The sequence below is a fragment of the Streptomyces sp. NPDC093261 genome (assembly GCF_044753645.1).
Taxonomy (GTDB): domain Bacteria; phylum Actinomycetota; class Actinomycetes; order Streptomycetales; family Streptomycetaceae; genus Streptomyces.
Map to the genome: position 1 here is coordinate 783359 of NZ_JBIVNO010000001.1, position 24507 is coordinate 807865.

The window sequence follows — 24507 nt, forward strand, 5'->3', positions numbered from 1 at the left end:
TCGGTCAGAAACGAACTCTGGAATTCCGGTGACCGAGGGCCAGGATCATTCCCTCGTGTCCCGGGCGCACCATGTCCGTCGGCTTGTCCAGCCTGAGAACCCTGGGGCTATCAGCGAATTCCCGCAGAGCCTCGTGCACCTGCGCCTCGTCGACATCGCACGCCGGGTAATACTCGTCGCCCACGTCATACCCCGTGGAGCCGGCCATGAACGCGGCGGCGAAGGGAGCGCCGGGCGCCAGGGCCCGAAGGAAACACGCGACGCCGCTGCGGAACTCCGCGTGGGAGGCGGACATCGACTCGGCGACGAAAAACATCGTTCCGATGGCCCAGTGCGCGGGGCGACGCACCAGTTCGAACAGGTTGCCGGGTTCGACACGGACGGTGTCAGTGAATCTCGCCCTCCGGTTTTTGTGGATCTCTTCGTAGGCGGGATCCTTTCGGAGCACGTCCCAGAAACTCTCCCACCCGGGACCGAAGTTGACCCGCTGCTCCCTCAGATACTCGACGTTCGCACGCGAAAGCTCCAGCTGGGTGATCTCCTTGCACCACGGGAGCATGCACAGCGCGGGGTAGAGGTTGGCACCTGCACCGACGTCAATGCCGAGAACCGGCCGTTCGAAACGCAGACGGAAATGATCGCTGAAGTGATCGCGCACATGCGCGATGATCTCCGCGTCCACATCGAGCAGCTCACGGTAATTGCGATCGATGTACGCGTGAGGGTCGAATGCGTCCCACGGGGCGTCGGCGTTGAGTTTAGGTGCCCTCGGCGGGGCTTCCAGGTCCATTGGCTCACGGTACCAACGGGGGTGACGGCACGGATCCCCCTTTGCCGTGATGCCTCGAGTCCGCGGCGGACGGCCGAGGTGACGGGGAATCGGCTCTTGGTCCTGAACCCTCCTTGAGCGGCCGGACACCGGCGGGCGATGCTGGTCCAAACCCTGTCGAAAGCAACCCTGACGGCGGGGTGTGCGCCATCCGAGCCGTATTCACCCAAATGGGGCCGGTGTGCCCCTGCCCTATGACCAGGGGGTGGCATGACCGCTTATCCGGCCGAACACTCGGGAGATCCCTCCGCGTCCCTCACCGGCCAGGTGTTCCGTCCCGCCCGGGAACGGCCCGTGCGCATGAGAGGGGTCACCGAGGCGGACCTGCCCGAGCTGCACCGCCTCGACCGGGAGGTCTTCCAGGAGGTGGCGTACCCGTACTTCATGCTCCGCCAGCTCTTCGACATGTACGCCGAACACCTCCTGGTCCTGGACGACGGGGAGGCGCTCCAGGGCTATGTCCTGGCCGGCACCGGGCTCGGCTCCGGGCTCGGCTGGGTGCTGGGGCTGGGCGTCGCCCGGGAGCGCCGGGGGGAGGGCCTGGGGCGGCGGCTGATGCTGGAGATCCTGCGGCGGCTGCGCAACGACGGCATACGGGAGGTCAGACTGACCGTCGACCCCACCAACGCGGCGGCGATCGCCCTCTACAAGGCCTCCGGCTTCGCCCCCGCCTCCCCCGAGGGCGGGCTCCGCAGAAACTACTTCGGGCCGGGCGAGCACCGCCTGGTGCTGGGGCTGAGCCTGTGACCGGCGGGCGACCGGGGCTCAGGCGGAGGCCATCTCCCGAGCAGGTACACCGCGTGGGCGGGCAGCGGGCCCTCGGGCAGCGCACGCCCGCGCACCGGCCGTCCGGACGGCAGCCGCGGCACACCGGGCAGACCCGGCTCTCCCTCTCCGGTGCCTCGCATCGGCCCAGCCCCGGCCGTCGCCGGGCGCGGGCCTTCTGTGTTCACGGGCGGCGGACGGATGGCCACGGCAGCTCTCAGAAGCCGCCGGACGGCTCGCCGTACTCGCGGGCCGTGCGGTCCTCGATGCCCCGGAAGTGGTCCGCCATCGCCCGCTCCGCGCCCTCGACGTCCCGGGCCCGCAGGGCCGTGACGATGTCGCGGTGACGGCGCGCCGTGAGCTGCGGACTCGTGCCGTCCGACCACTCACGGGCCCGTGCGACCCGGCGGAACACCGTCCAGAACGCGCTCAGCAGCTGCGGCACGAGCGCGTTGCCCAGCGAGCCGTAGAGCAACTCGTGGAACTCCCGGTCCAGTTCGGCGAAGGGCCGGTCCTCCCGGCCCGCCGCCTCCATCCGGACCACCACCGCCTCCAGACGCTCGAGTTCCGGCTCGGAGAGCGTCAGGGCGACCCGTCGGATCAGCCCCTCCTCCAGCACCTCACGGACCTGGAGGATCTCGTTCAGGGCGTCCATCTCGTCGTCGGGCCGAGTGAGGGTGCGGAAGGTGAGCCCGTCGACGAACGGGGTCAGCGACGCCTGGCCGACATAGGTCCCGTAGCCGTGCCGGATCTCCACGATGTCGAGCGCCTGAAGCGCCTTGAGCGCCTCCCGCACCGAGTTGCGGCTCACCCCGAGGTCCTCCATCAGCTCCGACTCCGTGGGCAGCGGCGCACCGGGCCTGAGTTTGCGATCGAGGATGAGCTGCATGACCTCACGCTGGATCCGGCTGCTGACGCGCCGCTCGGTCCTGCGCCGGTTGACGGGGTCATCGGACATGCGCCGCATCGTACGCGCGTGCCTCTCCGGCGTCCCGCCCCCGGCCGGTATGAAAACGTCAACTGCCCGCAATTCAAGCCGATATTGGTCGCACCTGTGACGGCTGGGCCATTCGTGTGCGTCCCCTTGACCGCCCTTGCGCCCCCACCTATGGTCGCGCTGCCGCCCATGACGTAGGACGTCGTATCTCCCCATCCTGGAGCCCCCTGCACCACGCCCTCATTCAGACCACCTTTGCTGGAGGAACCGTGCGCGACGTGATTCCCGACGTACCGGCGCCGGCCCGCCGGGCGTTTCTGAGGTATTCCGGGGCCCTGGGCACGGCCGCCGCCCTGTCCTCGTCGCTGGCCGCCTGCTCCACAGGCCCGGAGTCCACCAACGACACCGGCAGCGGGGGCGGGAAGAACCGTACGCTGACGGCGGTCATCGGCTACGGCAACGACGGCAGCTGGGATCCCACCCAGACCGCCTCGGCCTTCTGCATGGCCGCCAACAACCACATCTACGAGGGCCTGCTCGACACGGATCCCCTCACACGCGAGCCGTACGCGGCCCTCGCCACGGAGGTGCCGAAGGACACCGGCGCCACCTCCTGGAGGTTCACCCTGCGGGAGGGGGCGAAGTTCCACGACGGGCACCCGGTCACGGCCGACGACGTGGTGTTCGTCTTCGACCGGATCCTCGACCCGAAGACCCAGACCCTTGCCAAGGGCTTCTTCGCGAGCTGGCTGAGCGAGGTCCGCAAGGTCGACGCGCGCACCGTCGAGCTGGTGCTCAAGTTCCCCTTCGCGGACGGGCTCTCACGGCTGACGCTGGCGAAGATCATGCCCAAGCACGTCTTCTCCCGGCCCGGCGCCTGGGACGACGCGATCAAGGGGCTGGCGGTGGGCTCCGGGCCGTACCGGCAGACCGCGCACCACCCGAAGTCCAACACCACCTTCGAGGCGTTCGCGGACTACAACGGGCCGCGCCGGCCCGCCTTCAAGAAGATGAACTGGCTGACGATCGTCGACGCCGCACCGCGCGTCGCCAGGATCTCCGGCGCGGACGCGGGCGCGCAGATCGCGGACAACATCCCCTACGCCAACATCCGGCAGCTCACGGCGGGCGGGCTGACGGTCCGGGGCGGGGCCGGGATGAACAACCTGTTCCTGATGTTCAACACCAGGCACAAGCCCTTCGACGACGTCCGGGTCCGGCAGGCGCTGCACTACGCGATCGACACCGGCAAGATGGTCGAGGTGGCCCTGAAGGGACACGGGAAGCCGTCGTCCTCGTTCCTCAACGAGGCCAACCCCGCCTACCGGCGGGCGAAAACGGTCTACGACCACGACCCCGACAAGGCCAAGGCGCTGCTGAAGGAGGCCGGGGTCAGCGGGCTGAGGATCGACGTCCTCGCGGTGAACGTGAGCTGGATCGTCGACTGCCTGCCCACCATCAAGTCCTCCTGGGACGCGATCGGCGTGCAGACCACGCTGTCGCCGTAGGAGACCACGGCGGTCTTCACCAAGATGGACCAGAAGCAGGACTACCAGGTCGTCGCCGCCGCCTCGAACCCCAACCAGTTCGGCCTCGACGCCGACCTGATCATGCACTACAACTACGGCCCGCAGAACCTGTGGATGGGCTACGCGCGCTGGGCCGACAACCCCGTCGCCAGGAAGCTCTTCACGGACATGGACCGCGCGACCCGGGAGTCCGACCCGGCGCGGAAGACGGCGATGATCCAGGACTACATCGACGTCGTCGCCGAGCAGGCCGTGCTCTACCCGGTCGTCCACAACGAGCTGATGACCGCCTGGAACCCCAGGGAACTCACCGGGATAAGGGCGCAGCCCTACCCGGGCATCAACCTCCTCCAGGCCAAGTGGGTCTAGCGACGTCAGGAGTTGGTCCATGGTCGCCGTCGCCCGGATCCTGGTCCGCCGCGTCCTGCTGCTCGTGCCGCTGATGCTCGGCATCGTGCTGTTCGTGTTCCTCGTCATGCGGTTCTCGGACGTCGACCCGGCGTCCGCGTTCTTCCAGGGCGCCAACCCGACACCGCGGCAACTGCACGACTTCCGGGAGCGCAACGGCCTGCTCGACCCGCTGCCGGTGCGCTACGTCCACTTCGTGGGCGATCTGCTCCACGGCGACATGGGGACCAGCGCCCTGACCCGGGCGCCGGTGGTCGAGCAGGTCACCACCGCGCTGCCGCTCACCCTCCAGCTCACCTTTCTCGGGCTCGGTATCGCGGTGGTGCTGGCCCTCGTCGGCGGGGTGACGGCCGCCATCCACCGGGACCGGCTGCCCGACCAGATCATCCGGGTGGTGTCCCTGACCGGGGTCGCCGCCCCCGGCTTCTGGCTGGCGCTGCTGATGATCCAGTATCTGGCGGTCGACCGGGGCTGGTTCCCGACCGGCGGCTACATCAACCCGGCGGACTCCTTCGCCGGTTGGCTGCGGACGATGACCCTGCCCGCGCTCGCGCTGTCGCTGCCGGTGGCGGCGCAGCTGACCCGGATCGTGCGCACGGCCGTGGTGGAGGAGCTGGACAAGGACTACGTGCGCACGGCGATCGGCAGCGGGCTGCCGCCGCGGGTGGTGGTCGGCCGGAACGTGCTGCGCAACGCGCTCATCAACCCGCTGACCGTGCTGGGCCTGCGGGTCGGGTACCTGCTGGGCGGCGCGGTCGTCATCGAGACCATCTTCTCGCTGCCCGGGATGGGCAAGCTGATGATCGACGCCGTCAAGAACGGCGACCCGGCCGTCGTCCAGGGCGTCGTCCTGACCACGGCGACCGGATTCGTGGTCGTCAACCTCGTCATCGACATCCTGTATCTGCTGGTCAACCCGCGACTGAGGGATGCGGCCCGATGATCACCACACGCAGGGGCCTCGCCCGCGCCCTGTCCCGTCCCGGTATCCGGCTGCGCGGCCGGCGCCGGCTGCCGCCGTTGTCGAAGGCCGCGGTCTGTTTTCTCGCGGTCGTCGTGCTGGTGGCGCTGCTCGCGCCGGTCATCGCACCGCACGACCCGCTCGACCAGCAGGAGCCGGTCGACGGCACCGGGCACCCCTCCGCCGGCCACTGGATGGGCCAGGACAGTCTCGGCCGGGACATCCTCAGCCGGCTGATGTACGGGGCCCGCTGGTCGCTCGCGATCGGGCTCGGGGCGACCGCGCTGGCCCTGGTCGTGGGGGCCCTGCTCGGTGCGGTCGCGGCGACCTCCCGCAAGGCCGTCGACGAGACGCTGATGCGCTGCCTGGACGTCGTGATGGCGTTCCCCGGCATCGCGCTCGCGGCCGTCCTCATCTCCGTCTTCGGTGGCGGCATCACCGTGCTGATCTGCGCGATCGCGTTCCTCTTCACCCCGCCGGTCGCCAGGGTCGTACGGGCGAACGTGCTGGACCAGTACGGCGAGGACTATGTCACCGCCGAACGCGTGATCGGCGCGCGCACTTCCCATATCGTGCTGCGGCACGTGGCGATCAACTGCGCCGCGCCGGTGCTGGTCTTCTGCACGGTGCAGGTCGCCGAGGCCATCGTGTTCGAGGCGTCGCTGTCCTTCATCGGGGCGGGCGTACGGCCCCCGGACCCGTCGTGGGGCAGCGTGATCGCCGACGGCAAGAACATGGTGCTGACCGGCGGCTGGTGGGCCACGGTCTTCCCGGGCCTGCTGATGCTGGTCACGGTCCTGTCGCTGAACATCCTGTCCGAGGGCGTCTCGGACGCGTGGGCGGCTCCCGCGGCCCGTGCCGTCGAGGTGCGGGCCGACGGCGACCGGCTTCAGGTGCCGGAGCCCGGCAGCGGTGAGGTGGTGGCGCTGCCGGGGCTGGCCGAGGCGGCGCGGCGGCTGCGCTCGCGCGCGCGTCCCCTGCCCGGCGGGCCGCCGGTGCTCGCGGTGGAGGGCCTCGCCATCGGCTTCCCCGGCCGGCACGGGGGTGTGGACGTCGTGGACGGCATCAGCTTCGAGGTGCATCCCGGGGAGGTCCTCGGGCTGGTGGGCGAGTCGGGCTGCGGGAAGTCGCTCACCGCGCTCACGGTGATGGGGCTCCAGCCGAAGGGCGCCCGGGTGCGGGGCCAGGTCCGCTTCGGCGGACGGGAGTTGCTCGCCGCGTCGATGCGCGTACGGCGCAGGCTGCTGGGCCACGAGATGGCGATGATCTACCAGGACGCGCTGTCCTCCCTGAACCCCGCGATGACGATCCGGGCGCAGCTCAAACAGGTGGTACGGCGTGGCGGCCGGCGGAGTCCGGCCGAACTGCTGACGATGGTCGGCCTGGACCCGGAACGCACGCTGCGCAGCTATCCGCACGAACTGTCCGGCGGCCAGCGTCAGCGGGTCCTGATCGCTCTGGCGCTCTCCCGCGACCCCCGGCTGATCATCGCGGACGAGCCGACGACCGCGCTGGACGTGACCGTTCAGGCGCAGATCATCGAGTTGCTGCTCAGGCTGCGGGCGGAACTGGGGTTCGCGCTGATCCTCGTCTCGCACGACCTGGCGCTGGTGGCGGACGTCACGGACCGGGTGGTGGTCATGTACGGCGGGCAGATCGTGGAGACCGGGGTGACCGCCGACCTGGTGGAGGCGCCCGCCCACCACTACACACGGGGGCTGCTCGGCAGCGTGCTGTCGCTGGAGTCGGCCACCGATCGGATGACACAGATCAAGGGGGTGGTCCCCGCCCCCGCCGACTTCCCGGCCGGCTGCCGCTTCGCGGACCGCTGCCCGCGGGCGAGCGAGGTGTGCCGGACGACGGCGCCCGCCCTGACGGGCCCCCGGTCGCACACGGCGGCCTGCCATCATCCGGCGGTCGACCCGGTGACGACGGAGGAGAGCGAGGCCGTGACATGAGTGCCACCGTCGAGCCCCCGGGCGCCCCCGGCGCGATCGTGGAACTCCGCGACGCCCATGTCGTCCACAAGGCGCGCAGCGGCGGCCTGTTCACCCGGGACCGGGTGTACGCCCTGACCGGCGCCGCGCTGTCCGTGGCGCCCGGCGAGACGGTCGGTGTCGTCGGCGAGTCGGGATGCGGCAAGTCGACGCTGGCGAAGGTGCTGGTGGGCGTGGAGCGGCCGACGTCCGGCACGGTGCTCTTCCGGGGCCGCGACCTGTGGTCGATGCCGCCGGCCGAACGCCGGGCCGCCGTCGGCGCGAGCACCGGCATGGTATTCCAGGACCCGTCGACGGCGCTGAACCGCCGGCTGACCGTGCGCCGGATCCTGCGCGACCCGCTGGATGTGCACCGGCGCGGTGCGCCGCACGGGCGGGAGGAGCGGGTACGGGAGTTGATGTCCCTGGTGGGTCTTCCCCGTGCCCTCGCCGACGCCCTGCCCGGGCAGCTCTCCGGCGGCCAGCGGCAGCGCGTGGCCATCGCCCGCGCCCTCGCCCTCGACCCGGAGCTGGTGGTCGCCGACGAACCGACGAGCGCGCTCGATGTGTCGGTCCGTGCGCAGATCCTCAACCTGCTGCTGGACCTGAAGGAGCGCCTGGGCCTGGCGCTCGTCTTCGTCTCGCACGACATCCAGACGGTACGGCGGATGAGCGACCGGGTGATCACGATGTACCTGGGCCGGATCGTCGAGGAGGCCCCGGCCGCACGGGTGAGCGAGCACGCCCGGCACCCGTACACCCGTGCCCTGTTCTCCGCGACGCCCGGCCTGCTGGACCCGATCGACCCGATCCCGCTGGCCGGTCCGGTGCCGTCGGCCACCCGGCCGCCGAGCGGCTGCCCGTTCCGTACCCGCTGCTGGAAGGCGGACGAGGTGTGCGCCACGGCGATGCCGGGATTCTCGGGCGCGTCGTCCCCCGGTCACCGCTTCCGCTGCCACCATCCTGTGGGGGAGGGTGAGCCGACGCGCGACCTCGTACGCCAGGCCGCACGGCCCTCCCCGGCCACCGCCATGGCCGAGGTACCGCCGGACCACGTCCTGCCCGACCAGAAGCACGCCCGGGAGCCCTGATGACCCTGCCCGCCCCGCTGACCGGTGTCGTACCGCCCGTCTGCACCCCCCTGACACCGGACGGCGAGGTGGACGTCCCCTCGCTCGTCAGGCTCGTGGACCATCTGCTGTCGGCCGGGGTGGACGCCCTGTTCGTGCTCGGGTCGTCCTCGGAGGCCGCCTACCTGACGGACCGCCGGCGCCGGCTGGTGGTGGAGACGGTCGTGTCCCATGTGTCCGGCCGGGTCCCGGTGCTGGCCGGGGCGATCGACATGACCACGCCCCGGGTGCTGGAGCATGTGGCGTACGCGGCCGGGGCGGGCGCGGACGCGGTGGTGGTGACGGCGCCCTTCTACACGCGCACGCATCCCGCGGAGATCGCCCGCCACTACCGCCTGGTCGCCGAGCGCTCCCCCGTACCGGTGTTCGCCTACGACATCCCGGTGTCCGTCCACACCAAGCTGTGCCCGGAGCTGGTCCTGGAACTGGCCGGGGAGGGGACCCTGGCCGGTCTCAAGGACTCCAGCGGCGATCTGGCTGCCTTCCGCGCGGTGGTGACGGGCGTCAGGGCGCGCTCCGGGATCGGGGGCTTCAGCGTGCTGACGGGTTCCGAGCTGGTCGTGGACTCGGCCCTGGCCCTGGGGGCGGACGGGGCGGTTCCGGGGCTCGCCAATGTGGACCCCGAGGGATATGTGCGCCTGGACCGGCTGTGCCGTGCGGGCGACTGGGCGGCGGCGCGGGCGGAGCAGGAGCGGCTGTGCGCGCTGTTCGGCATGACGGGCGCCGGGGACCCGGCGCGGATGGGCGGCAGTTCGTCGGGCCTGGGCGCGTTCAAGGCGGCCCTGTGTCTGCGCGGCGTGATCGCGTGCCCGGCGACGGCCGAGCCGCAGGTGGCCCTGTCGGAGGCGGAGACGGAACAGGTGGGCAAGTACCTGGCGGCGGCCGGTCTGCTCTAGGGGTGTCCGACCATTCGGGTCGGATCGGCGCGCGGCCTCCGGTGCGGTGCATCGCGGCCTCCGGTGCGGTGCACCGCGAGACGGAGGATCATCCGCGTACCGGGCGTCCTCGGGTGATCCGACAACGCGGCGAGGTGCCGTGCCCCCGGGGCACCTCCCAGCCGTCAGGCTGGAAGGACGTCGCGCGCCCGGCGGGAACGGGGGGACACCCCCAGCCGTCAGTGCGGGACGCCGAGCAGCGTCCGCCGGAACTCGATCGTCTCGTACGGCCCCTTCGCCCCCGTCTCGTAGAGGATCGCGGCCTGTCCGCCGGGCAGCTGGACCTGGTCGCTGTAGGCCGCCTTCCGCCGGGAGAGCGTCAGCACCCGGGTGAAGCGCCTCCCGCCGTCGGTGCTGCGCCAGATCGCCATCGCCTGGCGTGCGGTGGGCACGGAGGGCCCGGAGAAGAGCAACGGGGCGTGCGGTCCCCGGAGTTGGAGGACGCTGCCCTGGACGACGGGGACGTCGTCCAGGGTGTGCTGCACGGCGTAGGGCCGCTCCAGGGTCCTGCCCCCGTCGTCGGAGTAGCTGTCGAGGCGGTTCCCGGCGCTGCTGCCGTTCTGGTCCCGTGCGGTGAAGTAGATCCGCCCGTCGGGGAGCTGGGCCGCGCTGCTCTCGTTGGCGTTGTCGTGTCCATCGTGCGAGTCGTCGCTGAAGCCGAGGTGCCAGGTTCTGCCGCCGTCGTCCGAGTAGATCGCGTGGCCGCCGTAGTAGCGGGCCTCCTGGCCGGTGTCGGGGGAGCCGGGGGGCGGCGCGACGGAGTGGTTGGCGGGCACGACGAGACGTCCGGCGTGCGGGCCCCGGGTGAGGGCGATCGCATGGCCGGGGCCGGTGGCGTACCACCGCCAGTCCGCCCGCTTCACCTCGGCGGTGATCTCCCGTGGGGCCGAGAAGTCCCGCCCGTCGTCCCCGCTCGTCTGGACGAAGACACGGCGGCTCTCGCGGGGGGACACCTCGCCGCGCATGATCTGCGCCTCGGTCACCGCGCCGCCGTTGTAGGAGGTGACGAGGACGATCCGCCCGGTCCGCGGGTCCACGACCGGTGCCGGGTTGCCGCGGGTGTCCCCCTTGCCGGCCGCGACGACCGTGAGCGGCCCCCAGGTGCAGCCGCCGTCCAGGGAGCGTCTGAGCACGACGTCTATGTCGCCGCTGTCCCCCGCGCCGCCCCGCCGCCCCTCGGCGAAGGCGAGCACGGTCCCCTTCCCCGTGACGACCGTCGCCGGGATCCGGAAGGTGTGGTACCCGCCCTGTCCGGCGGTGTAGGGCACGGAGGAGACGCAGCCGCGGGCCGGCAGGGCGGGGGACGCGGTGGCGGGGTGGATGGAGACGGGGCCGAGTGACGCGGCGCCGATCGAGGCGGGGGTGGCGGCCGTGAGCGGGGTGAGGAGTGCCGTGGCGGTGAGAAGGGCGCGAGTCAGGAGTGTCATCCCTCTCCCTTGGGGTGTCGTCCCGTGCGGGACGGTGACCGCTGACGGTCACATGCTCCCCCTGGCCGGCACCCGTGACCCCTGGAGCACGGGTGTCTCACCGGTCCGAGTGACTATGACGGTGTCCGCGCCGCCGCCAGCAGCCGGGTCACGTCGTCCGAGCAGATCGTCAGGGCCGCGCCGACCGTGGTGAGAACCTCGCGTTCGGCAGGCGTGTAGGGGCCGTCCGCGAGGGCGATGCGGGCGCCCTGGAGAAGCACCGACTCGCGGCCGGTGAGGGCGAGATACGGGGCGAGGGGGTCCAGTGCCTCGTGCAGCTCTATGGCGAGGCTCGCACCGCCCGGTTCGCCGCAGACCCGGCCGGTGTCGGCGATCAGGGCCTCGACGAGGGCGCCGAGGCCGTCCACCGTGCAGTCGTCGAAGCCGGCGGAGCGGACCGCCGCGGCGGCCGTCTCCAGGGCCGTACGGGAGCAGGTGCCGCCCGCGGCGAGGACCGCGAGCGCCACCGTGTGGACGGCGTCGCGGAGCATCGCGGAGAAGCGGGTCGTGGTGGGATGGTCCAGGACGTCCGTGCCGTAGTGGTGGCCGCAGGCCGCGCACTCCACGACCGGGCCCGTCTCGCCGCGCGGCAGGACCGGGACGCCGACGAGGGCGAGGCGGCGACGCCCGGTGAGGCGCTGGTAGTTGCGGTCGCCCCCGCAGCCGGGGCAGAAGAACTCGCCGTCACCCGCGGCGGTCCATGCGGTACGGATGCACAGAAGCTGCGCAGCACGGGCCTTGCGGACTCCACGGCCGTTGCGTCCCCGTCCTGGCAGCACGTCGCACCTCCGTAACCCACGGCAACATCGCCGCGCTGGCGTGATGTTAGCCACATTGTTGATGCGGAGTCAGTACCCCGGACGAGACCTCTCCGTGATCTTCGGCCCGAATGGCTGGTCCTCGACGTGGCCCCGCCCGCCCTGAAGGGCGGACGGGGCCGGGAACGTGCCGGTCAGAGGCTCAGCGATCGGCGCGGTTGACCGCGGAGACGACGGCCTTCAGCGAGGCACGTGTCGTATTCGCGTCGATGCCGATGCCCCACAGGACCTTGCCGTCGATCGCGCACTCGATGTACGAGGCCGCCTGCGCGGAGGCTCCCTCGCTCATCGTGTGCTCCTGGTAGTCCAGCAGACGTACGTCGACGCCGACGGACTGGAGCGCGTCGAAGAAGGCCGAGATCGGGCCGTTGCCGGAGCCGGTGAGGACGGTGTCCGTGCCGTCGACCGTGGCCTCGACCGTCAGGGTGTCGACGCCGTCCTTGTCGGTGGTCGTCTGGCCGGTCCGCACCTGGATGCGACCCCAGGGGTTGTCCGGGTTCGGCAGGTACTCGTCCTGGAAGACGCTCCAGATCTCGCCCGGTGTGACCTCGCCGCCCTCGGCGTCCGTCTTCGCCTGGATGATCTTCGAGAACTCGATCTGCATTCGGCGCGGCAGGTCCAGCTTGTGGTCGTTCTTCAGGACGTACGCGATGCCGCCCTTGCCGGACTGCGAGTTCACCCGGATGACCGCCTCGTAGGAGCGGCCCACGTCCTTCGGGTCGATGGGCAGGTACGGCACCGCCCACTCGATGTCGTCGACGGTCCTGCCCTGGGCGGCCGCGTCGGCCTCCATGGCGTCGAAGCCCTTCTTGATGGCGTCCTGGTGGGAGCCGGAGAAGGAGGTGTAGACGAGGTCCCCGATGTACGGGTGGCGGGGGTGGACCTCCATCTGGTTGCAGTACTCCCACGTGCGGCGGATCTCGTCGATGTGGGAGAAGTCGATCTGCGGGTCGACGCCCTGGGAGAAGAGGTTCATGCCCAGGGTGACCAGATCGACGTTTCCGGTGCGCTCGCCCTGGCCGAACAGGCAGCCCTCGACGCGGTCGGCGCCGGCCATCACGGCCAGCTCCGCGGCGGCCACGGCGGTGCCGCGGTCGTTGTGCGGGTGGGCCGACAGGCAGATGTACTCGCGGCGGGAGAGGTTGCGGTGCATCCACTCGAAGCGGTCCGCGTGGGTGGAGGGGGTCGAACGCTCCACGGTGGCAGGCAGGTTGAGGATGATCTCGCGGTCCGGACCGGGCTGCCAGACGTCCATGACCGCCTCGCAGACCTCCAGGGCGAAGTCCAGCTCGGTGTCGGTGAAGATCTCCGGGCTGTACTGGTAGCCGAACTCCGTCCCACCCGCCTCGGTGTCCAGCAGCTTCTCGGCGTACTCCATGACCAGCCGGGTGCCGTCCACGGCGATCTGCTTGATGTCGTCCCTGGAGCCGCGGAAGACGACCCGGCGGAAGACCGGGGCGGTCGCGTTGTAGAGGTGGACGTTCGCCCGCCGCGCGCCCTTCAGGGACTCGACGGTCCGCTCGATCAGGTCCTCGCGGGCCTGGGTCAGCACGGAGATCGTCACGTCGTCCGGGATCGCGCCCTCTTCCTCGATGATCGAGCGCACGAAGTCGAAGTCGGTCTGGCCGGAGGCCGGGAAGCCGACCTCGATCTCCTTGTAGCCCATCGTCACCAGCAGGTCGAACATCGCCCGCTTGCGCGCCGGGGACATCGGGTCGATCAGGGCCTGGTTGCCGTCGCGCAGGTCGGTGGAGAGCCAGCGCGGGGCGCGGCTGATGCGCTGGTCCGGCCAGGTGCGGTCGGGGATGTCGACCTGGTCGTACGGACGGTACTTGTGGACCGGCATGGACGTGGGCTGCTGGCGGTTCGCCATGTGCGTGGGCTCCTCAGGGTGTCCGGGAGGACGGCCGACGGCGCAACGCCGAACTCCGCGGGGAGGGGGTCGGCCTCGACTACAGACCCTCGCCGCGGCAGCTAAGGAGGAGCAGCCCGAAACGCATGATGCTCCGCATGGTAGTCGAGCCGTGCCGGACACGAGGGTCCGTATCAGTATGCGGGACTGTGGCAACATTTCGGACAAAACGTGCGTCACCTCACAGCCGGCCACCGCCCCCGAGATCCGCCGCCACGCCACCCCCTTGCCGGCCTCCATGTCACCCCTCCATGTCACCCCTCCACTGGCGCGGATAGCTCCATGGCGTGGCTTTTCACCAATCCCGGTTGCGGGTAGTGACAGATTGGTCACGCAGTGCAATGGTGCCCGACATGAACACCAACGGGGGCTTTGAGCCCGTCTTCTGCACCATCGTGCCACCGCATGTCCTCGACAAGCTCGCCCAGCACGAGGACTCCGCGCTCGCCACTCCCGCCCGCCGCACCCTGGAGCGGGACGCCATGGAGCGCACCCGCCGCCGGCTGACCACGGTCATCGGCGCACCCGCGGCGGCCCCTCCCACGACCGCCACCGGCACCCCGCACCGCACGGTCTACGACGCCGGGCACCAGCAGACCCTGCCCGGCACCAAGGTCCGCGGCGAGGGCGACGAGCCCGGCGAGGACGCCTCGGTCAACCGGGCGTACGCGGGCCTCGGCGCCACCTTCGAGCTGTATCTGCGGGCGTACGGCCGTGACTCCATCGACGGCAAGGGGCTGCCGCTGGACGCGAGCGTCCACTTCGGCGAGAACTACGACAACGCCTTCTGGAACGGCGAGCAGATGGTGTTCGGCGACGGGGACGGGGAGATCTTCGTCGACTTCACCACCCCGGTCGACGTCATCGGCCACGAACTCACCCACGGCGTCACCCAGTACACCGCGAACCTGGCCTACTTCGGCCAGTCGGGCGCCCTCAACGAATCGGTCTCGGATGTGTTCGGCTCACTGATCAAGCAGTACGCGCTCGGCCAGACCGCCGCCGAGGCCGACTGGCTGATCGGGGCCGGGCTGCTCGCCCCGCGCGTCAACGGCAAGGCGCTGCGCTCCATGAAGGAGCCGGGCAGCGCCTACGACGACGACGTGCTCGGCAAGGACCCGCAGCCGGCGACGATGGACGGCTATGTGCGCACCGGCCGGGACAACGGCGGGGTGCACATCAACTCCGGCATTCCCAACCACGCGTTCTACCTGGTCGCCACCGAACTCGGTGGGCACGCCTGGGAACGGGCCGGGCAGATCTGGTACGACGTGCTGACCGGCGGGGAGCTGGACCCGCGGGCGACCTTCGCGGACTTCGCACGGCTCACGGTGGCGGCGGCGCGCTCCCGCTACCGCGAGGGCGCGGAGCAGGAGGCCGTCCTCAAGGCCTGGGAGCGGGTCGGGGTCCAGACCTCGTAGCCCGGACGCCCGTCCCGTACTAGACAGGTGTCATGCATATTCGGGTGAGGCGTACGGGCGGATTCGCGGGCATCGAGCGCCGGGCCGAGGTGGAGACCTCGGGGCGGGCCGACGCCCAGGAGTGGCGCGCCCTGGCCGAGCGTGTCCTGGCCGCCGGCCGGGGCACGCCGCCGGCCGGTGTACCGGACGGCTTCAGCTACGAGATCACGGTGGACGGCAGGACCGTGTACTGCGCCGATCCCCGGCTCACGGAGGACCAGCGGACGCTGGTCTCCCGGGTGCTGAAGGAAGGGGCGTGAGCCGTCGGTCATGCTTCAACGGGCAGTTCCCGCCCGCCCGTTGACGCGCCTTACCGGCGGTAAGGATGATCCGGCGCATGGCGACGAACCCGATATCCCCGTTCCCCGCCGGCTTCCTGTGGGGCGTGTCCACCTCGGCCCACCAGATCGAGGGGGCGGCCGATGTGCGCGAGCCCTCCGTGTGGGACGCCTTCACCGCCGAGCCGGGCCGGGTGAAGGACGGCTCGACGGCGGCGGTGGCCTGCGACCACTACCACCGCTACCGCGAGGACGTGGCCCTCCTCGCGGACCTCGGTGTGGACGCGTACCGCTTCTCGGTCTCCTGGCCCCGGGTGAACTCCCCCGGCGGTCTGGGCTTCTACGACCGGCTGGTGGACGAACTGTGCGCGGCGGGCGTACGCCCGGTCGTGACCCTCTTCCACTGGGACCTGCCGGTCACGCTGGACTGGCTGGAGCGGGACACGGCCTTCCGGTTCGCCGAGTACGTGTCGGTCGTGGCCGAGCGGCTCGGCGACCGCGTGGCCAAGTGGATCACCCTCAACGAGCCGGCCGAGCACACCCTGCTGGGTCATGCCCTCGGTGTCCACGCGCCGGGCAGAGAGCTGATGTTCGACGCGCTGCCGGTGGCCCACCACCAGCTCCTCGCGCACGGTCTGGCCGTACGGGCGCTGCGCGCGGCCGGCGCGGGCGACATCGGGATCGCCAACTCGCACGCGCCCGTCCGGCCCGCCTCGGGCGGGCCGGAGGACGTGGCGGCCGCGGAGTTCTACGACATCCTGCTCAACCGGCTGTTCTCCGACCCGCTGCTGCTCGGCCGCTACCCGGACGGCATCGAGGCGTTGCTGCCCGGCGGTCCCGAGGGCGTCGAGTCCGATCTGAAGGTCATCTCCGAGCCCCTCGACTGGTACGGGATCAACTACTACGCGCCGAGCCGGGTGGGCGCCCCGCAGGGCGAGGACATCGAGTTCAGCGGTCTCTCCCTGCCCGCCGAACTGCCCTTCTCCGTCCGGGAGATCGAGGGCCACCCGGTCACCGACTTCGGCTGGCCGGTGGTCCCCGAGGCGCTGACCGAGCTGCTGGCCGGCTTCGGGGAGCGCTACGGCGACCGGCTCCCGCCCGTCGTCATCACCGAGAACGGCTGCTCCTACGAGGGCATCGACGACCAGGAACGCATCGCCTATCTGGACGGCCACATCCGGGCTCTGCACCGGGCTATGGAGGCGGGGGCCGATGTGCGCGGCTACTTCGTGTGGTCGCTGCTGGACAACTTCGAGTGGGCCGAGGGGTACGCGCGCCGCTTCGGCCTGGTGCACGTGGACTACACGACGCTGAAGCGGACCCCCAAGGCGTCGTACGCCTGGCTGCGGGATCTGCTGCGGGCGCGCGGATGACGACGGCGAAGCGGGCCGCCGGCCGGCCCGTGGACGCCCTCGCCGAGCCCGTCGAACGGGTCGGCCGGGGCTGGATCTCGGCCCTGGCGCTGGCCAACGGGGCGATCTGGGTGGGCTGGTACGGCCCGTTGCAGATCCTGCCGGCCTCGCAGGCGAAGGACTTCGCGCCCGGCTCCGGCCTGTCCAAGGAGAGCATGCCGGCGTGGGTCACGGGCGCGGGCGCGGTGGTGTCCCTGGCCGCGAACCCGTTCTTCGGCGCGCTCTCGGACCGCACCACGGGCCGCTGGGGCCGCCGTACCCCGTGGATCGTGGCGGGAGCGGCGGGCAGGGCGCTGTCGCTCCTGCTGCTGGCCGGGGCGGACGGCATGGGGACCATGGCGCTGGGCTGGTGCCTGGTGCAGCTCACCCGGAACGCGGCCTTCGCGGCGGTGACGGCGGCGGTGCCGGACCGGGTGCCGCGGCTCCAGCGGGGCTCGGTGGGCGGCCGGCTGGGTGCGGCGCAGATCCTCGGGGTGGTCGGCGGGACCGGCCTCGCGACGGTGGCCGGGGGCATCGGGGCGGGGGTATGCGGCGTGCGCGGTGTTCACGGTGGTGGGCGTGGCGCCGTACGTCCTGTGCCACGCGGACCTGCGGCTGACGGCGGCGGACCGGCCGCCCTGGCCGTGGCGGGGCTTCCTGGCCGGGTTCCGGCTGAGTCCGCGCCGCCATCCCGACGTGGGGTGGGCCTGGCTGACCCGCTTCCTGATCAACCTCGGCAACGCGCTGGTGCTGCTGTACCTCCTGTATTACCTGCGGGACCGCATCCTCCCCCGGGGCCCCGGCTCCGCGCGGGCGGGAGGGATCCCCGCGTCCACGACCCCGAGCAGGGCGTCCTCATCCTCACCGCGGTCAACGGCGTCACCCTCCTCGCCACGGTCGTCGTCGGGGGCTCTGGTCGGACCGGGTGGGGCGCCGCAAGCCGTTCGTGGTCTGGTCGGGCGTGCTGACGGCGGTGGCGACGGCGGCCCTGGCGGGCTGGCAGACCTGGACGGGCACGGTCGTCGCGGCGGCGGTCCTCGGCGTGGTTTCGGGGTGTTCACCTCGGTGGACTTCGCGCTGATGACGGACGTCCTGCCGAAGGCCCTGGACCGCGGCAAGGACCTCGGCGTGATCAACATCGCCAACGCCCTCCCCCAGGTCGCGGCCCCGGTCCTGGCCGCCCCGATCGTCACTCACCTGGGTGGCTACCGGGTGCTGTACCTGGTCGCGGCGGCGATCGGACTGACCGGGGCGCTGCTGGTGGGGCGGATCCGGGGAGTGGAGTGACAGCCCGGACAGCGGGCGCCGTACCGCGGCACGGTCGTCGTACGGCAACGAAGGGGAAGCTGTGCGGGAGCCGGGGCAGGGTCGTCCCGCTCTGGGTAGAGTCCCATTCTGGTGTCGTACAAGCACACAAAAAAGTCCTACGGCTCCGTCAGTGCCGCGTCGTACTCTTGAAACCGCGAGGCCGCCCTCAGCAGCGCGGCCCTACAGAGGAGGAATCGCAGGCCTACAGAGCCGGCCCATGACTCAGACACCCACAGCTCACACCCCTGCGCAGGGGCAGGCGAGAACGCAGATCACCGTCCCTGCCCAGCACCCCATGGTGATGGTGCTGGGTTCCGGCGACTCCCTGCTGCGCGTGATCGAGACGGCCTTCCCGGGGGTCGACATCCATGTCCGGGGCAATGAGATCAGCGCGGTCGGCGACCCGGCGGACGTCGCCCTGCTCCAGCGCCTGTTCGCAGAGATGATGCTCGTGCTCCGCACCGGGCAGCCGATGACGGAGGACGCAGTGGAACGCTCGATCGCGATGCTCCGGGCGAGCGACAACGGCGAGGGCGACGGACCCGAGACCCCGGCCGAGGTGCTGACGCAGAACATCCTGTCCTCGCGCGGCCGGACGATCCGCCCCAAGACGCTCAACCAGAAGCGGTACGTCGACGCGATCGACAAGCACACGATCGTCTTCGGCATCGGCCCCGCCGGCACCGGCAAGACGTACCTCGCCATGGCCAAGGCGGTCCAGGCCCTGCAGTCCAAGCAGGTCAACCGGATCATCCTGACCCGTCCGGCCGTCGAGGCCGGCGAGCGTCTCGGCTTCCTGCCCGGCACGCTGTACGAGAAGATCGACCCGTATCTGCGCCCGCTGTACGACGCGCTGCACGACATGATCGACCCCGATTCCATTCCGCGGCTGATGGCCGCCGGGACGATCGAGGTCGCACCGCTCGCGTACATGCGCGGCCGCACCCTGAACGACGCCTTCATCATCCTCGACGAGGCCCAGAACACGAGCCCCGAGCAGATGAAGATGTTCCTCACCCGTCTCGGCTTCGACTCGAAGATCGTGATCACGGGTGATGTCACCCAGGTGGACCTGCCGAACGGGACCAAGAGCGGTCTGCGGCAGGTCCAGGAGATCCTGGAAGGCGTCGAGGACGTCCATTTCTCCCGCCTGTCGTCCCACGATGTCGTACGGCACAAGCTCGTCGGCCGTATCGTCGACGCCTACGAGAAGTACGACAGCAAGAACGGCACCGAGAACGGCACGCACAAGCCCGGCCGCGGCAAGGCCGGGCACGCGCACAAGGGGAAGTAGACCAGCAGCACCATGTCGATCGACGTCAACAACGAGTCCGGCACCGAGGTCGACGAGCAGGCGGTCCTCGACATCGCCCGCTACGCGCTCGCGCGGATGCGCATCCACCCGCTCTCCGAGCTCTCGGTGATCGTCGTGGACGCCGACGCCATGGAGCAGTTGCACGTCCAGTGGATGGATCTGCCGGGACCCACGGATGTCATGTCCTTCCCGATGGACGAACTGCGGCCGCCCGCCAAGGACGACGACGAGCCGCCGCAGGGGCTGCTCGGCGACATCGTGCTCTGTCCGGAGGTCGCCGCCAAGCAGGGCGCCGAGGCGCCGACGCAGCACTCCATGGACGAGGAACTCCAGCTCCTGACCGTCCATGGAGTACTGCATCTGCTCGGCTACGACCACGAGGAGCCCGACGAGAAGGCCGAGATGTTCGGCCTGCAGGCCGCCATCGTGGACGGCTGGCGTGCGGAGAAGGGCCTGACCGGCCCGTCCCCTGCCCCCACTGTGTCATGAGCCTCCAGCTCGTCGTCGGCGCCGTCGCACTGGTCGTCGTCGCCTGGCTCGCCGCCTGCGCGGAGGCGGGCCTCGCGCGGGTCTCCAGCTTCCGCGCCGAGGAGGCCGTCCGCAGCGGCCGGCGCGGCAGCGCCAGGCTCGCCCAGATCGCCGCGGACCCGACCCGCTATCTCAATGTGGCACTGCTTGTCCGGGTCACCTGCGAGATGGCCGCCGCCGCGCTCGTCACCTACGCCTGCCTGCGGGAGTTCTCCGGGAGAGCCGAGGCCCTGCTCGTCGCCATCGCGGTCATGGTCCTCGTGTCGTACGTCGCCGTCGGCGTCTCGCCGCGCACGATCGGCCGCCAGCACCCGCTGAACACGGCGACGGCGGCGGCGTACGTGCTCGTGCCTCTGGCCCGGATCATGGGCCCGATCCCCTCCCTCCTGATCCTCATCGGCAACGCCCTCACCCCTGGCAGGGGCTTCCGCCACGGCCCCTTCGCCTCCGAGGCGGAGCTGCGCGCCCTGGTCGACCTGGCGGAGAAGGAGTCGCTCATCGAGGCCGAGGAGCGCCGCATGGTGCACTCCGTGTTCGAGCTGGGCGACACCCTGGTGCGGGAGGTGATGGTCCCGCGGACGGACCTGGTGGTCATCGAGCGCCACAAGACCATCCGCCAGGCGCTGACCCTGGCCCTGCGGTCGGGTTTCTCGCGCATCCCGGTCACCGGGGAGAGCGAGGACGACATCGTCGGGATCGTGTATCTGAAGGACCTGGCCCGCAAGACGCACATCAGCCGGGACGCCGAGTCGGAGCTGGTGTCCACCGCCATGCGGCCGGCCACCTTCGTGCCCGACACCAAGAACGCGGGCGACCTGCTGCGGGAGATGCAGAAGGAGCGCAACCACGTCGCCGTCGTCATCGACGAGTACGGCGGCACGGCCGGGATCGTCACCATCGAGGACATCCTGGAGGAGATCGTCGGCGAGATCACCGACGAGTACGACCGCGAGCTGCCGCCGGTGGAGAGCCTGGGCGACGACCGCTACCGCGTCACCGCCCGCCTCGACATCGGCGACCTCGGCGAGCTGTACGGCCTGGAGGCGTACGACGACGAGGATGTGGAGACGGTCGGCGGACTGCTCGCGAAGGCGCTCGGCCGGGTGCCGATCGCCGGGGCGTCGTCCGTGGTCGAACTCCCCGACGGCCGCGAACTGCGGCTGACCGCGGAGGCCGCGGCGGGCCGCAGGAACAAGATCCTGACCGTGCTGGTGGAGCCGGTGGGCGCAGCCGAGCCCGCGCCGCAGGAGCCGCAGGCGGAGTGAGCCCCGGGCGGCGGGCGAGCGGGACACGGGCCCCCTTCCCGGCGCACGGGACGTGCGCCCCTGGGAACGGCCTGATCCGGGCGGCTCCGTATGCTCGGACCATGACCGACAACAGCGCGCTCGACCCCGAGGACCGCAAGATCGTCACCCTGGCCCGCTCGGCGCGGGCCCGCAACGGCGTGCCGGAGGGTGCCGCCGTGCGCGACGAGACCGGGCGTACGTATGTGGCCGGAACCGTCGCCCTGGAGTCGCTGAAGCTGAGCGCCCTTCAGACGGCGGTGGCGATGGCGGTGGCGTCGGGCGCGACATCGCTGGAGGCGGCGGCCGTGGTCACGGAGGCCGGGTCCGCGTCCGCGGAGGACCGGGCGGCGGTGCGGGACCTCGGCGGCCCCGACACGCCGGTGCTGGTGGCGGGCCCGGACGGCACGGTCCGCGCGAACGTGACGGCGGGCTGAGACCGAAGGGCCGTTCCCCCGGGTGGGCGCGGCCCTTCGGGTCACAGGGCGTCGGGGCCGCGCTCTCCCGTCCGCACCCGTACGACGGTCTCGACGGGCACCGCCCAGACCTTGCCGTCGCCGATCTTCCCGGTCTGCGCGGCGCTCACCACCGCGTCGATCACCGCTTCGGTGTCGGCGTCCTCGACCACCACCTCGATGCGGACCTTGGGCGCGAGGTCGACCCGGTACTCGGCGCCCCGGTAGACCTCGGTGTGGCCCCGCTGACGGCCGTAGCCACTGGCCTCGGTGACGGTCAGACCGTGCACGCCGAGTTCCTGGAGGGCCGTCTTGACCGCGTCGAGGCGGAAGGGCTTGATGACCGCGGTGATGAGCTTCATGCCTGGGTGCTGACCTTCTGCGCGGCGGAGTGGGCGACCGGGGCGCCATGCCCCAGGACTCCGTGATCGTAGGCGGTCTCGGCGTGCACCGTAAGGTCCAGGCCGGTGTGCTCCTGCTCCTCGCTCGCACGGAAGCCCATCACCTTGTCGATCGCCTTGCCGAGGGCGTACGTGACGGCGAAGGCGTAGCCGGCCACCACGACCACGGCCAGCAGCTGCCTGCCGAGCAGGGCGGGACCGCCCCCGTACAGCAGGCCCTTCGTCCCGCCGGTCATCTCCCGGGCCGCGAACAGGCCGATGAGCAGCGTGCCGATGACACCGCCGACCAGGTGGACGCCGACGACGTCGAGCGAGTCGTCGTAGTTCAGCTTGAACTTCCAGCTCACGGCATACGAGCAGACGACCCCGGCGGCGAGGCCCACGATCAGCGCGCCGAGCAGGGAGACGGTGCCGCAGGACGGGGTGATGGCGACCAGGCCCGCGACCGCGCCGGAGGCCGCGCCGAGCGTGGTGGGGTGGCCGTCGCGCTTCTGCTCGACGAAGAGCCAGCCGAGCAGGCCGGTGCAGCCGGCGGCGAGGGTGTTGAGGAAGGCGGCCGCCGCGAGGCCGCTCGCGCCGAGCGCCGAGCCCGCGTTGAAGCCGAACCAGCCGAACCACAGAAGCCCGGCTCCGAGCACCACCATCGGCAGGTTGTGCGGGCGCATGGCCTCCTTCTTGAAGCCGAGCCGGGGACCGAGGACCAGACACAGGGCGAGCCCGGAGGCACCGGAGGTGATCTCCACGGGCAGGCCGCCGGCGAAGTCGAGGGCCCCCAGGCGGTGGAGGATCCAGCCGCCCGGGCCCCACACCCAGTGCACGACCGGGACGTATACGAGCAGGGCCCACACCGGTACGAACACCAGCCACGCCCCGAACTTCGCCCGGTCCGCGACCGCGCCGCTGACGAGCGCCGCCGTGATGATCGCGAAGGTGAGCTGGAAGGTGGCGAAGAGCAGGGTGGGGACGGTGCCGTGGAGGCTGCCGGGGCCGAGGCCCGCCATACCGGCGTGCTTCAGCCCGCCGATCAGCCCGCCCGCGCTGTCGCCGCCGAAGGCCAGGGAGTATCCGGCGGCCAGCCACACCACCGTGACCAGGGCGATCGACACGAAGCTCATCATCAGCATGTTGAGGACGCTCTTCGTGCGGACCATGCCGCCGTAGAACAGGGCCAGGCCCGGGGTCATCAGCAGGACGAGGGCGGTGGCGGCGAGCAGCCAGGCGGTGTCGCCGGTGTCGAGGACGGGGGAATTTCCGGCGGCCAGGTGGGCGATCTCCACGGGCGGGTCTCCTCGGTGTGCGGGCTCGTCCGAGGGTCACCGTCGCGCGTTTCCGGTCGCGTACGGGTGTGTTTCCGTGACGTTTCGTGTTGCGTCGGCGTTTCCGGAACCTCACCGGGCCAAGGCCGGCGGGCGACCGTGCGGTGTGGCTCCGTGGATCAGGGAGAATGGGCGCCATGAGCGTGCGCAGTCAGTCATCCGAGCCGACCGAGGCCGTCCACCGGGCGGGCTTCGCCTGTTTCGTGGGTCGTCCCAACGCGGGCAAGTCCACCCTTACGAACGCTCTGGTCGGGCAGAAGGTGGCGATCACCTCGAACCGGCCGCAGACGACCCGGCACACGGTGCGGGGCATCGTGCACCGGCCGGACGCGCAGCTCATCCTGGTCGACACCCCCGGTCTGCACAAGCCGCGGACGCTGCTCGGCGAGCGGCTCAACGACGTGGTGCGGACGACCTGGGCGGAGGTGGACGTGATCGGCTTCTGTCTGCCCGCCGACCAGAAGATCGGTCCCGGTGACCGCTTCATCGCCAAGGAGCTGGCGGGGATCAGGAAGACCCCGAAGGTCGCGATCGTCACCAAGACGGACCTCGTGGACTCCAAGGCCCTGGCCGAGCAGCTGATCGCCATCGATCAGCTCGGCAAGGAGCTGGGGATCGAGTGGGCGGAGATCGTGCCCGTGTCGGCGGTCGGGGACAAGCAGGTGGAGCTGCTGGCCGATCTGCTGATCCCGCTGCTGCCCGAGGGGCCCGCGCTCTACCCGGAGGGCGATCTCACGGACGAGCCGGAGCAGGTCATGGTGGCCGAGCTGATCCGGGAGGCGGCGCTGGAGGGCGTGCGCGACGAACTGCCGCACTCCATCGCGGTGGTGGTGGAGGAGATGCTGCCGCGCGAGGACCGTCCGGCGGACAAGCCGCTCCTCGACATCCATGCGAACGTCTACATCGAGCGTCCCAGCCAGAAGGGGATCATCATCGGCCCCAAGGGCAAGCGGCTGAAGGAGGTCGGCATCAAGTCCCGCAAGCACATCGAGGCGCTGCTCGGGACCCCGGTCTTCCTGGACCTCCATGTGAAGGTGGCCAAGGACTGGCAGCGGGACCCGAAGCAGCTGCGCCGCCTGGGCTTCTGAGCGTCGTCGACCGGCCGG

General features: G+C 71.1%; 20 protein-coding genes and 2 pseudogenes. 15 read left to right on the top strand and 7 right to left on the bottom strand.

All coding sequences use genetic code 11. The features are described from left to right. Window positions 1–4: 4 nt before the first annotated feature. Entirely contained in the window at window positions 5–790 is a 786-nt protein-coding gene (locus tag ACIP94_RS03615; protein WP_402418928.1) for an SCO2525 family SAM-dependent methyltransferase, read from the bottom strand. A 249-nt stretch (window positions 791–1039) separates the two neighbouring features. Here ACIP94_RS03615 and ACIP94_RS03620 point away from each other — a divergent pair, with 249 nt between their 5' ends. Continuing rightward, on the top strand, window positions 1040–1576 hold the full coding sequence (locus ACIP94_RS03620; protein ID WP_402418931.1) for a GNAT family N-acetyltransferase: 537 nt from the start codon (window positions 1040–1042) through the stop codon (window positions 1574–1576). 235 nt (window positions 1577–1811) lie between these two features. Here the strand turns inward: ACIP94_RS03620 and ACIP94_RS03625 are convergent, their stop codons facing one another. Further along, window positions 1812–2561: a FadR/GntR family transcriptional regulator gene (locus ACIP94_RS03625; RefSeq protein WP_402418934.1), complete on the bottom strand. Its 750-nt coding sequence runs from the start codon at window positions 2559–2561 to the stop codon at window positions 1812–1814. 239 nt (window positions 2562–2800) lie between these two features. On the opposite strand from ACIP94_RS03625, the pseudogene ACIP94_RS03630 reads away from it, so the two are divergent. The 5 genes and pseudogenes from ACIP94_RS03630 (at window position 2801) to ACIP94_RS03650 (ending at window position 9431) form a co-directional block, all read left to right on the top strand. Then, window positions 2801–4429 (top strand): annotated as a pseudogene (locus ACIP94_RS03630) (ABC transporter substrate-binding protein). A gap of 19 nt (window positions 4430–4448) precedes the next feature. Next, window positions 4449–5411, top strand: a complete 963-nt coding sequence (locus tag ACIP94_RS03635; RefSeq protein ID WP_402418938.1) for an ABC transporter permease — start codon at window positions 4449–4451, stop codon at window positions 5409–5411. Beyond that, a complete protein-coding gene (locus ACIP94_RS03640) occupies window positions 5408–7387 on the top strand; it encodes a dipeptide/oligopeptide/nickel ABC transporter permease/ATP-binding protein (RefSeq protein ID WP_402418941.1) in 1980 nt (659 codons plus the stop codon). The genes ACIP94_RS03635 and ACIP94_RS03640 overlap by 4 nt, the downstream gene beginning before the upstream one ends. Then, complete coding sequence (locus ACIP94_RS03645; RefSeq protein ID WP_402418943.1) at window positions 7384–8496, top strand: oligopeptide/dipeptide ABC transporter ATP-binding protein; 1113 nt, start codon at window positions 7384–7386, stop codon at window positions 8494–8496. The genes ACIP94_RS03640 and ACIP94_RS03645 overlap by 4 nt, the downstream gene beginning before the upstream one ends. Further along, on the top strand, window positions 8496–9431 hold the full coding sequence (locus ACIP94_RS03650; RefSeq protein WP_402418946.1) for a dihydrodipicolinate synthase family protein: 936 nt from the start codon (window positions 8496–8498) through the stop codon (window positions 9429–9431). The genes ACIP94_RS03645 and ACIP94_RS03650 overlap by 1 nt, the downstream gene beginning before the upstream one ends. A 218-nt stretch (window positions 9432–9649) precedes the next feature. Here the strand turns inward: ACIP94_RS03650 and ACIP94_RS03655 are convergent, their stop codons facing one another. From ACIP94_RS03655 to leuA, 3 genes are all read right to left on the bottom strand, one after another. Next, complete coding sequence (locus ACIP94_RS03655) at window positions 9650–10897, bottom strand: exo-alpha-sialidase (protein ID WP_402418948.1); 1248 nt, start codon at window positions 10895–10897, stop codon at window positions 9650–9652. A gap of 113 nt (window positions 10898–11010) precedes the next feature. Then, window positions 11011–11715, bottom strand: a complete 705-nt coding sequence (locus ACIP94_RS03660; RefSeq protein ID WP_402418951.1) for a TerB family tellurite resistance protein — start codon at window positions 11713–11715, stop codon at window positions 11011–11013. Window positions 11716–11896: 181 nt separating this feature from the next. Then, window positions 11897–13627 (bottom strand): 2-isopropylmalate synthase, encoded by a 1731-nt coding sequence (leuA, locus tag ACIP94_RS03665; RefSeq protein WP_402418954.1) that lies wholly within the window; start codon window positions 13625–13627, stop codon window positions 11897–11899. Window positions 13628–14019: 392 nt separating this feature from the next. Between leuA and ACIP94_RS03670 the strand changes: the two genes are divergently transcribed. The 8 genes and pseudogenes from ACIP94_RS03670 to ACIP94_RS03705 all read left to right on the top strand — a co-directional run bounded on the left by ACIP94_RS03670 (window position 14020) and on the right by ACIP94_RS03705 (window position 21666). Further along, window positions 14020–15087 carry a M4 family metallopeptidase gene (locus ACIP94_RS03670; RefSeq protein WP_402418957.1) on the top strand — a complete coding sequence of 356 codons (1068 nt, stop codon included), beginning with the start codon at window positions 14020–14022 and terminating at the stop codon, window positions 15085–15087. Between the two features lie 32 nt (window positions 15088–15119). Further along, window positions 15120–15386 carry a protealysin inhibitor emfourin gene (locus tag ACIP94_RS03675; protein WP_402418960.1) on the top strand — a complete coding sequence of 89 codons (267 nt, stop codon included), beginning with the start codon at window positions 15120–15122 and terminating at the stop codon, window positions 15384–15386. Between the two features lie 65 nt (window positions 15387–15451). After that, on the top strand, window positions 15452–16777 hold the full coding sequence (locus ACIP94_RS03680) for a GH1 family beta-glucosidase (protein ID WP_402418962.1): 1326 nt from the start codon (window positions 15452–15454) through the stop codon (window positions 16775–16777). Beyond that, window positions 16774–18082 (top strand): annotated as a pseudogene (locus ACIP94_RS03685) (MFS transporter). The gene ACIP94_RS03680 and the pseudogene ACIP94_RS03685 overlap by 4 nt, the downstream one beginning before the upstream one ends. Before the next feature lie 238 nt (window positions 18083–18320). Further along, entirely contained in the window at window positions 18321–19397 is a 1077-nt protein-coding gene (locus tag ACIP94_RS03690) for a PhoH family protein (RefSeq protein WP_402418965.1), read from the top strand. A gap of 12 nt (window positions 19398–19409) precedes the next feature. Continuing rightward, complete coding sequence (gene ybeY, locus ACIP94_RS03695; RefSeq protein WP_402418966.1) at window positions 19410–19907, top strand: rRNA maturation RNase YbeY; 498 nt, start codon at window positions 19410–19412, stop codon at window positions 19905–19907. After that, window positions 19904–21211: a hemolysin family protein gene (locus ACIP94_RS03700; RefSeq protein ID WP_402418969.1), complete on the top strand. Its 1308-nt coding sequence runs from the start codon at window positions 19904–19906 to the stop codon at window positions 21209–21211. Before ybeY ends, ACIP94_RS03700 begins: the two co-directional genes overlap by 4 nt. A gap of 101 nt (window positions 21212–21312) precedes the next feature. Further along, window positions 21313–21666, top strand: coding sequence for a cytidine deaminase (locus ACIP94_RS03705; protein ID WP_402418972.1), 354 nt, complete (start codon window positions 21313–21315; stop codon window positions 21664–21666). Window positions 21667–21707: 41 nt separating this feature from the next. Here ACIP94_RS03705 and ACIP94_RS03710 read toward each other — a convergent pair whose 3' ends face one another. Both ACIP94_RS03710 and ACIP94_RS03715 read right to left on the bottom strand, forming a co-directional pair. Beyond that, the gene (locus ACIP94_RS03710; RefSeq protein WP_402418975.1) at window positions 21708–22046 is read right to left on the bottom strand and encodes a P-II family nitrogen regulator; all 339 of its coding nucleotides are present in this window, start codon (window positions 22044–22046) and stop codon (window positions 21708–21710) included. Further along, window positions 22043–23356, bottom strand: a complete 1314-nt coding sequence (locus tag ACIP94_RS03715; RefSeq protein ID WP_402420366.1) for an ammonium transporter — start codon at window positions 23354–23356, stop codon at window positions 22043–22045. The genes ACIP94_RS03710 and ACIP94_RS03715 overlap by 4 nt, the downstream gene beginning before the upstream one ends. Before the next feature lie 173 nt (window positions 23357–23529). Between ACIP94_RS03715 and era the strand changes: the two genes are divergently transcribed. Continuing rightward, window positions 23530–24489: a GTPase Era gene (gene era, locus ACIP94_RS03720; protein ID WP_365166031.1), complete on the top strand. Its 960-nt coding sequence runs from the start codon at window positions 23530–23532 to the stop codon at window positions 24487–24489. Window positions 24490–24507: the final 18 nt, after the last annotated feature.

What these genes read in the sequence shown, in the direction of transcription:
- ACIP94_RS03615 (WP_402418928.1), bottom strand. Translation starts at nt 790, where the DNA reads ATGGACCTGGAAGCCCCGCCGAGGGCACCTAAACTCAACGCCGACGCC.
- ACIP94_RS03620 (WP_402418931.1), top strand. Translation starts at nt 1,040, where the DNA reads ATGACCGCTTATCCGGCCGAACACTCGGGAGATCCCTCCGCGTCCCTC.
- ACIP94_RS03625 (WP_402418934.1), bottom strand. Translation starts at nt 2,561, where the DNA reads ATGCGGCGCATGTCCGATGACCCCGTCAACCGGCGCAGGACCGAGCGG.
- ACIP94_RS03635 (WP_402418938.1), top strand. Translation starts at nt 4,449, where the DNA reads ATGGTCGCCGTCGCCCGGATCCTGGTCCGCCGCGTCCTGCTGCTCGTG.
- ACIP94_RS03640 (WP_402418941.1), top strand. Translation starts at nt 5,408, where the DNA reads ATGATCACCACACGCAGGGGCCTCGCCCGCGCCCTGTCCCGTCCCGGT.
- ACIP94_RS03645 (WP_402418943.1), top strand. Translation starts at nt 7,384, where the DNA reads ATGAGTGCCACCGTCGAGCCCCCGGGCGCCCCCGGCGCGATCGTGGAA.
- ACIP94_RS03650 (WP_402418946.1), top strand. Translation starts at nt 8,496, where the DNA reads ATGACCCTGCCCGCCCCGCTGACCGGTGTCGTACCGCCCGTCTGCACC.
- ACIP94_RS03655 (WP_402418948.1), bottom strand. Translation starts at nt 10,897, where the DNA reads ATGACACTCCTGACTCGCGCCCTTCTCACCGCCACGGCACTCCTCACC.
- leuA (WP_402418954.1), bottom strand. Translation starts at nt 13,627, where the DNA reads ATGGCGAACCGCCAGCAGCCCACGTCCATGCCGGTCCACAAGTACCGT.
- ACIP94_RS03670 (WP_402418957.1), top strand. Translation starts at nt 14,020, where the DNA reads ATGAACACCAACGGGGGCTTTGAGCCCGTCTTCTGCACCATCGTGCCA.
- ACIP94_RS03675 (WP_402418960.1), top strand. Translation starts at nt 15,120, where the DNA reads ATGCATATTCGGGTGAGGCGTACGGGCGGATTCGCGGGCATCGAGCGC.
- ACIP94_RS03680 (WP_402418962.1), top strand. Translation starts at nt 15,452, where the DNA reads ATGATCCGGCGCATGGCGACGAACCCGATATCCCCGTTCCCCGCCGGC.
- ACIP94_RS03690 (WP_402418965.1), top strand. Translation starts at nt 18,321, where the DNA reads ATGACTCAGACACCCACAGCTCACACCCCTGCGCAGGGGCAGGCGAGA.
- ybeY (WP_402418966.1), top strand. Translation starts at nt 19,410, where the DNA reads ATGTCGATCGACGTCAACAACGAGTCCGGCACCGAGGTCGACGAGCAG.
- ACIP94_RS03700 (WP_402418969.1), top strand. Translation starts at nt 19,904, where the DNA reads ATGAGCCTCCAGCTCGTCGTCGGCGCCGTCGCACTGGTCGTCGTCGCC.
- ACIP94_RS03705 (WP_402418972.1), top strand. Translation starts at nt 21,313, where the DNA reads ATGACCGACAACAGCGCGCTCGACCCCGAGGACCGCAAGATCGTCACC.
- ACIP94_RS03710 (WP_402418975.1), bottom strand. Translation starts at nt 22,046, where the DNA reads ATGAAGCTCATCACCGCGGTCATCAAGCCCTTCCGCCTCGACGCGGTC.
- era (WP_365166031.1), top strand. Translation starts at nt 23,530, where the DNA reads ATGGGCGCCATGAGCGTGCGCAGTCAGTCATCCGAGCCGACCGAGGCC.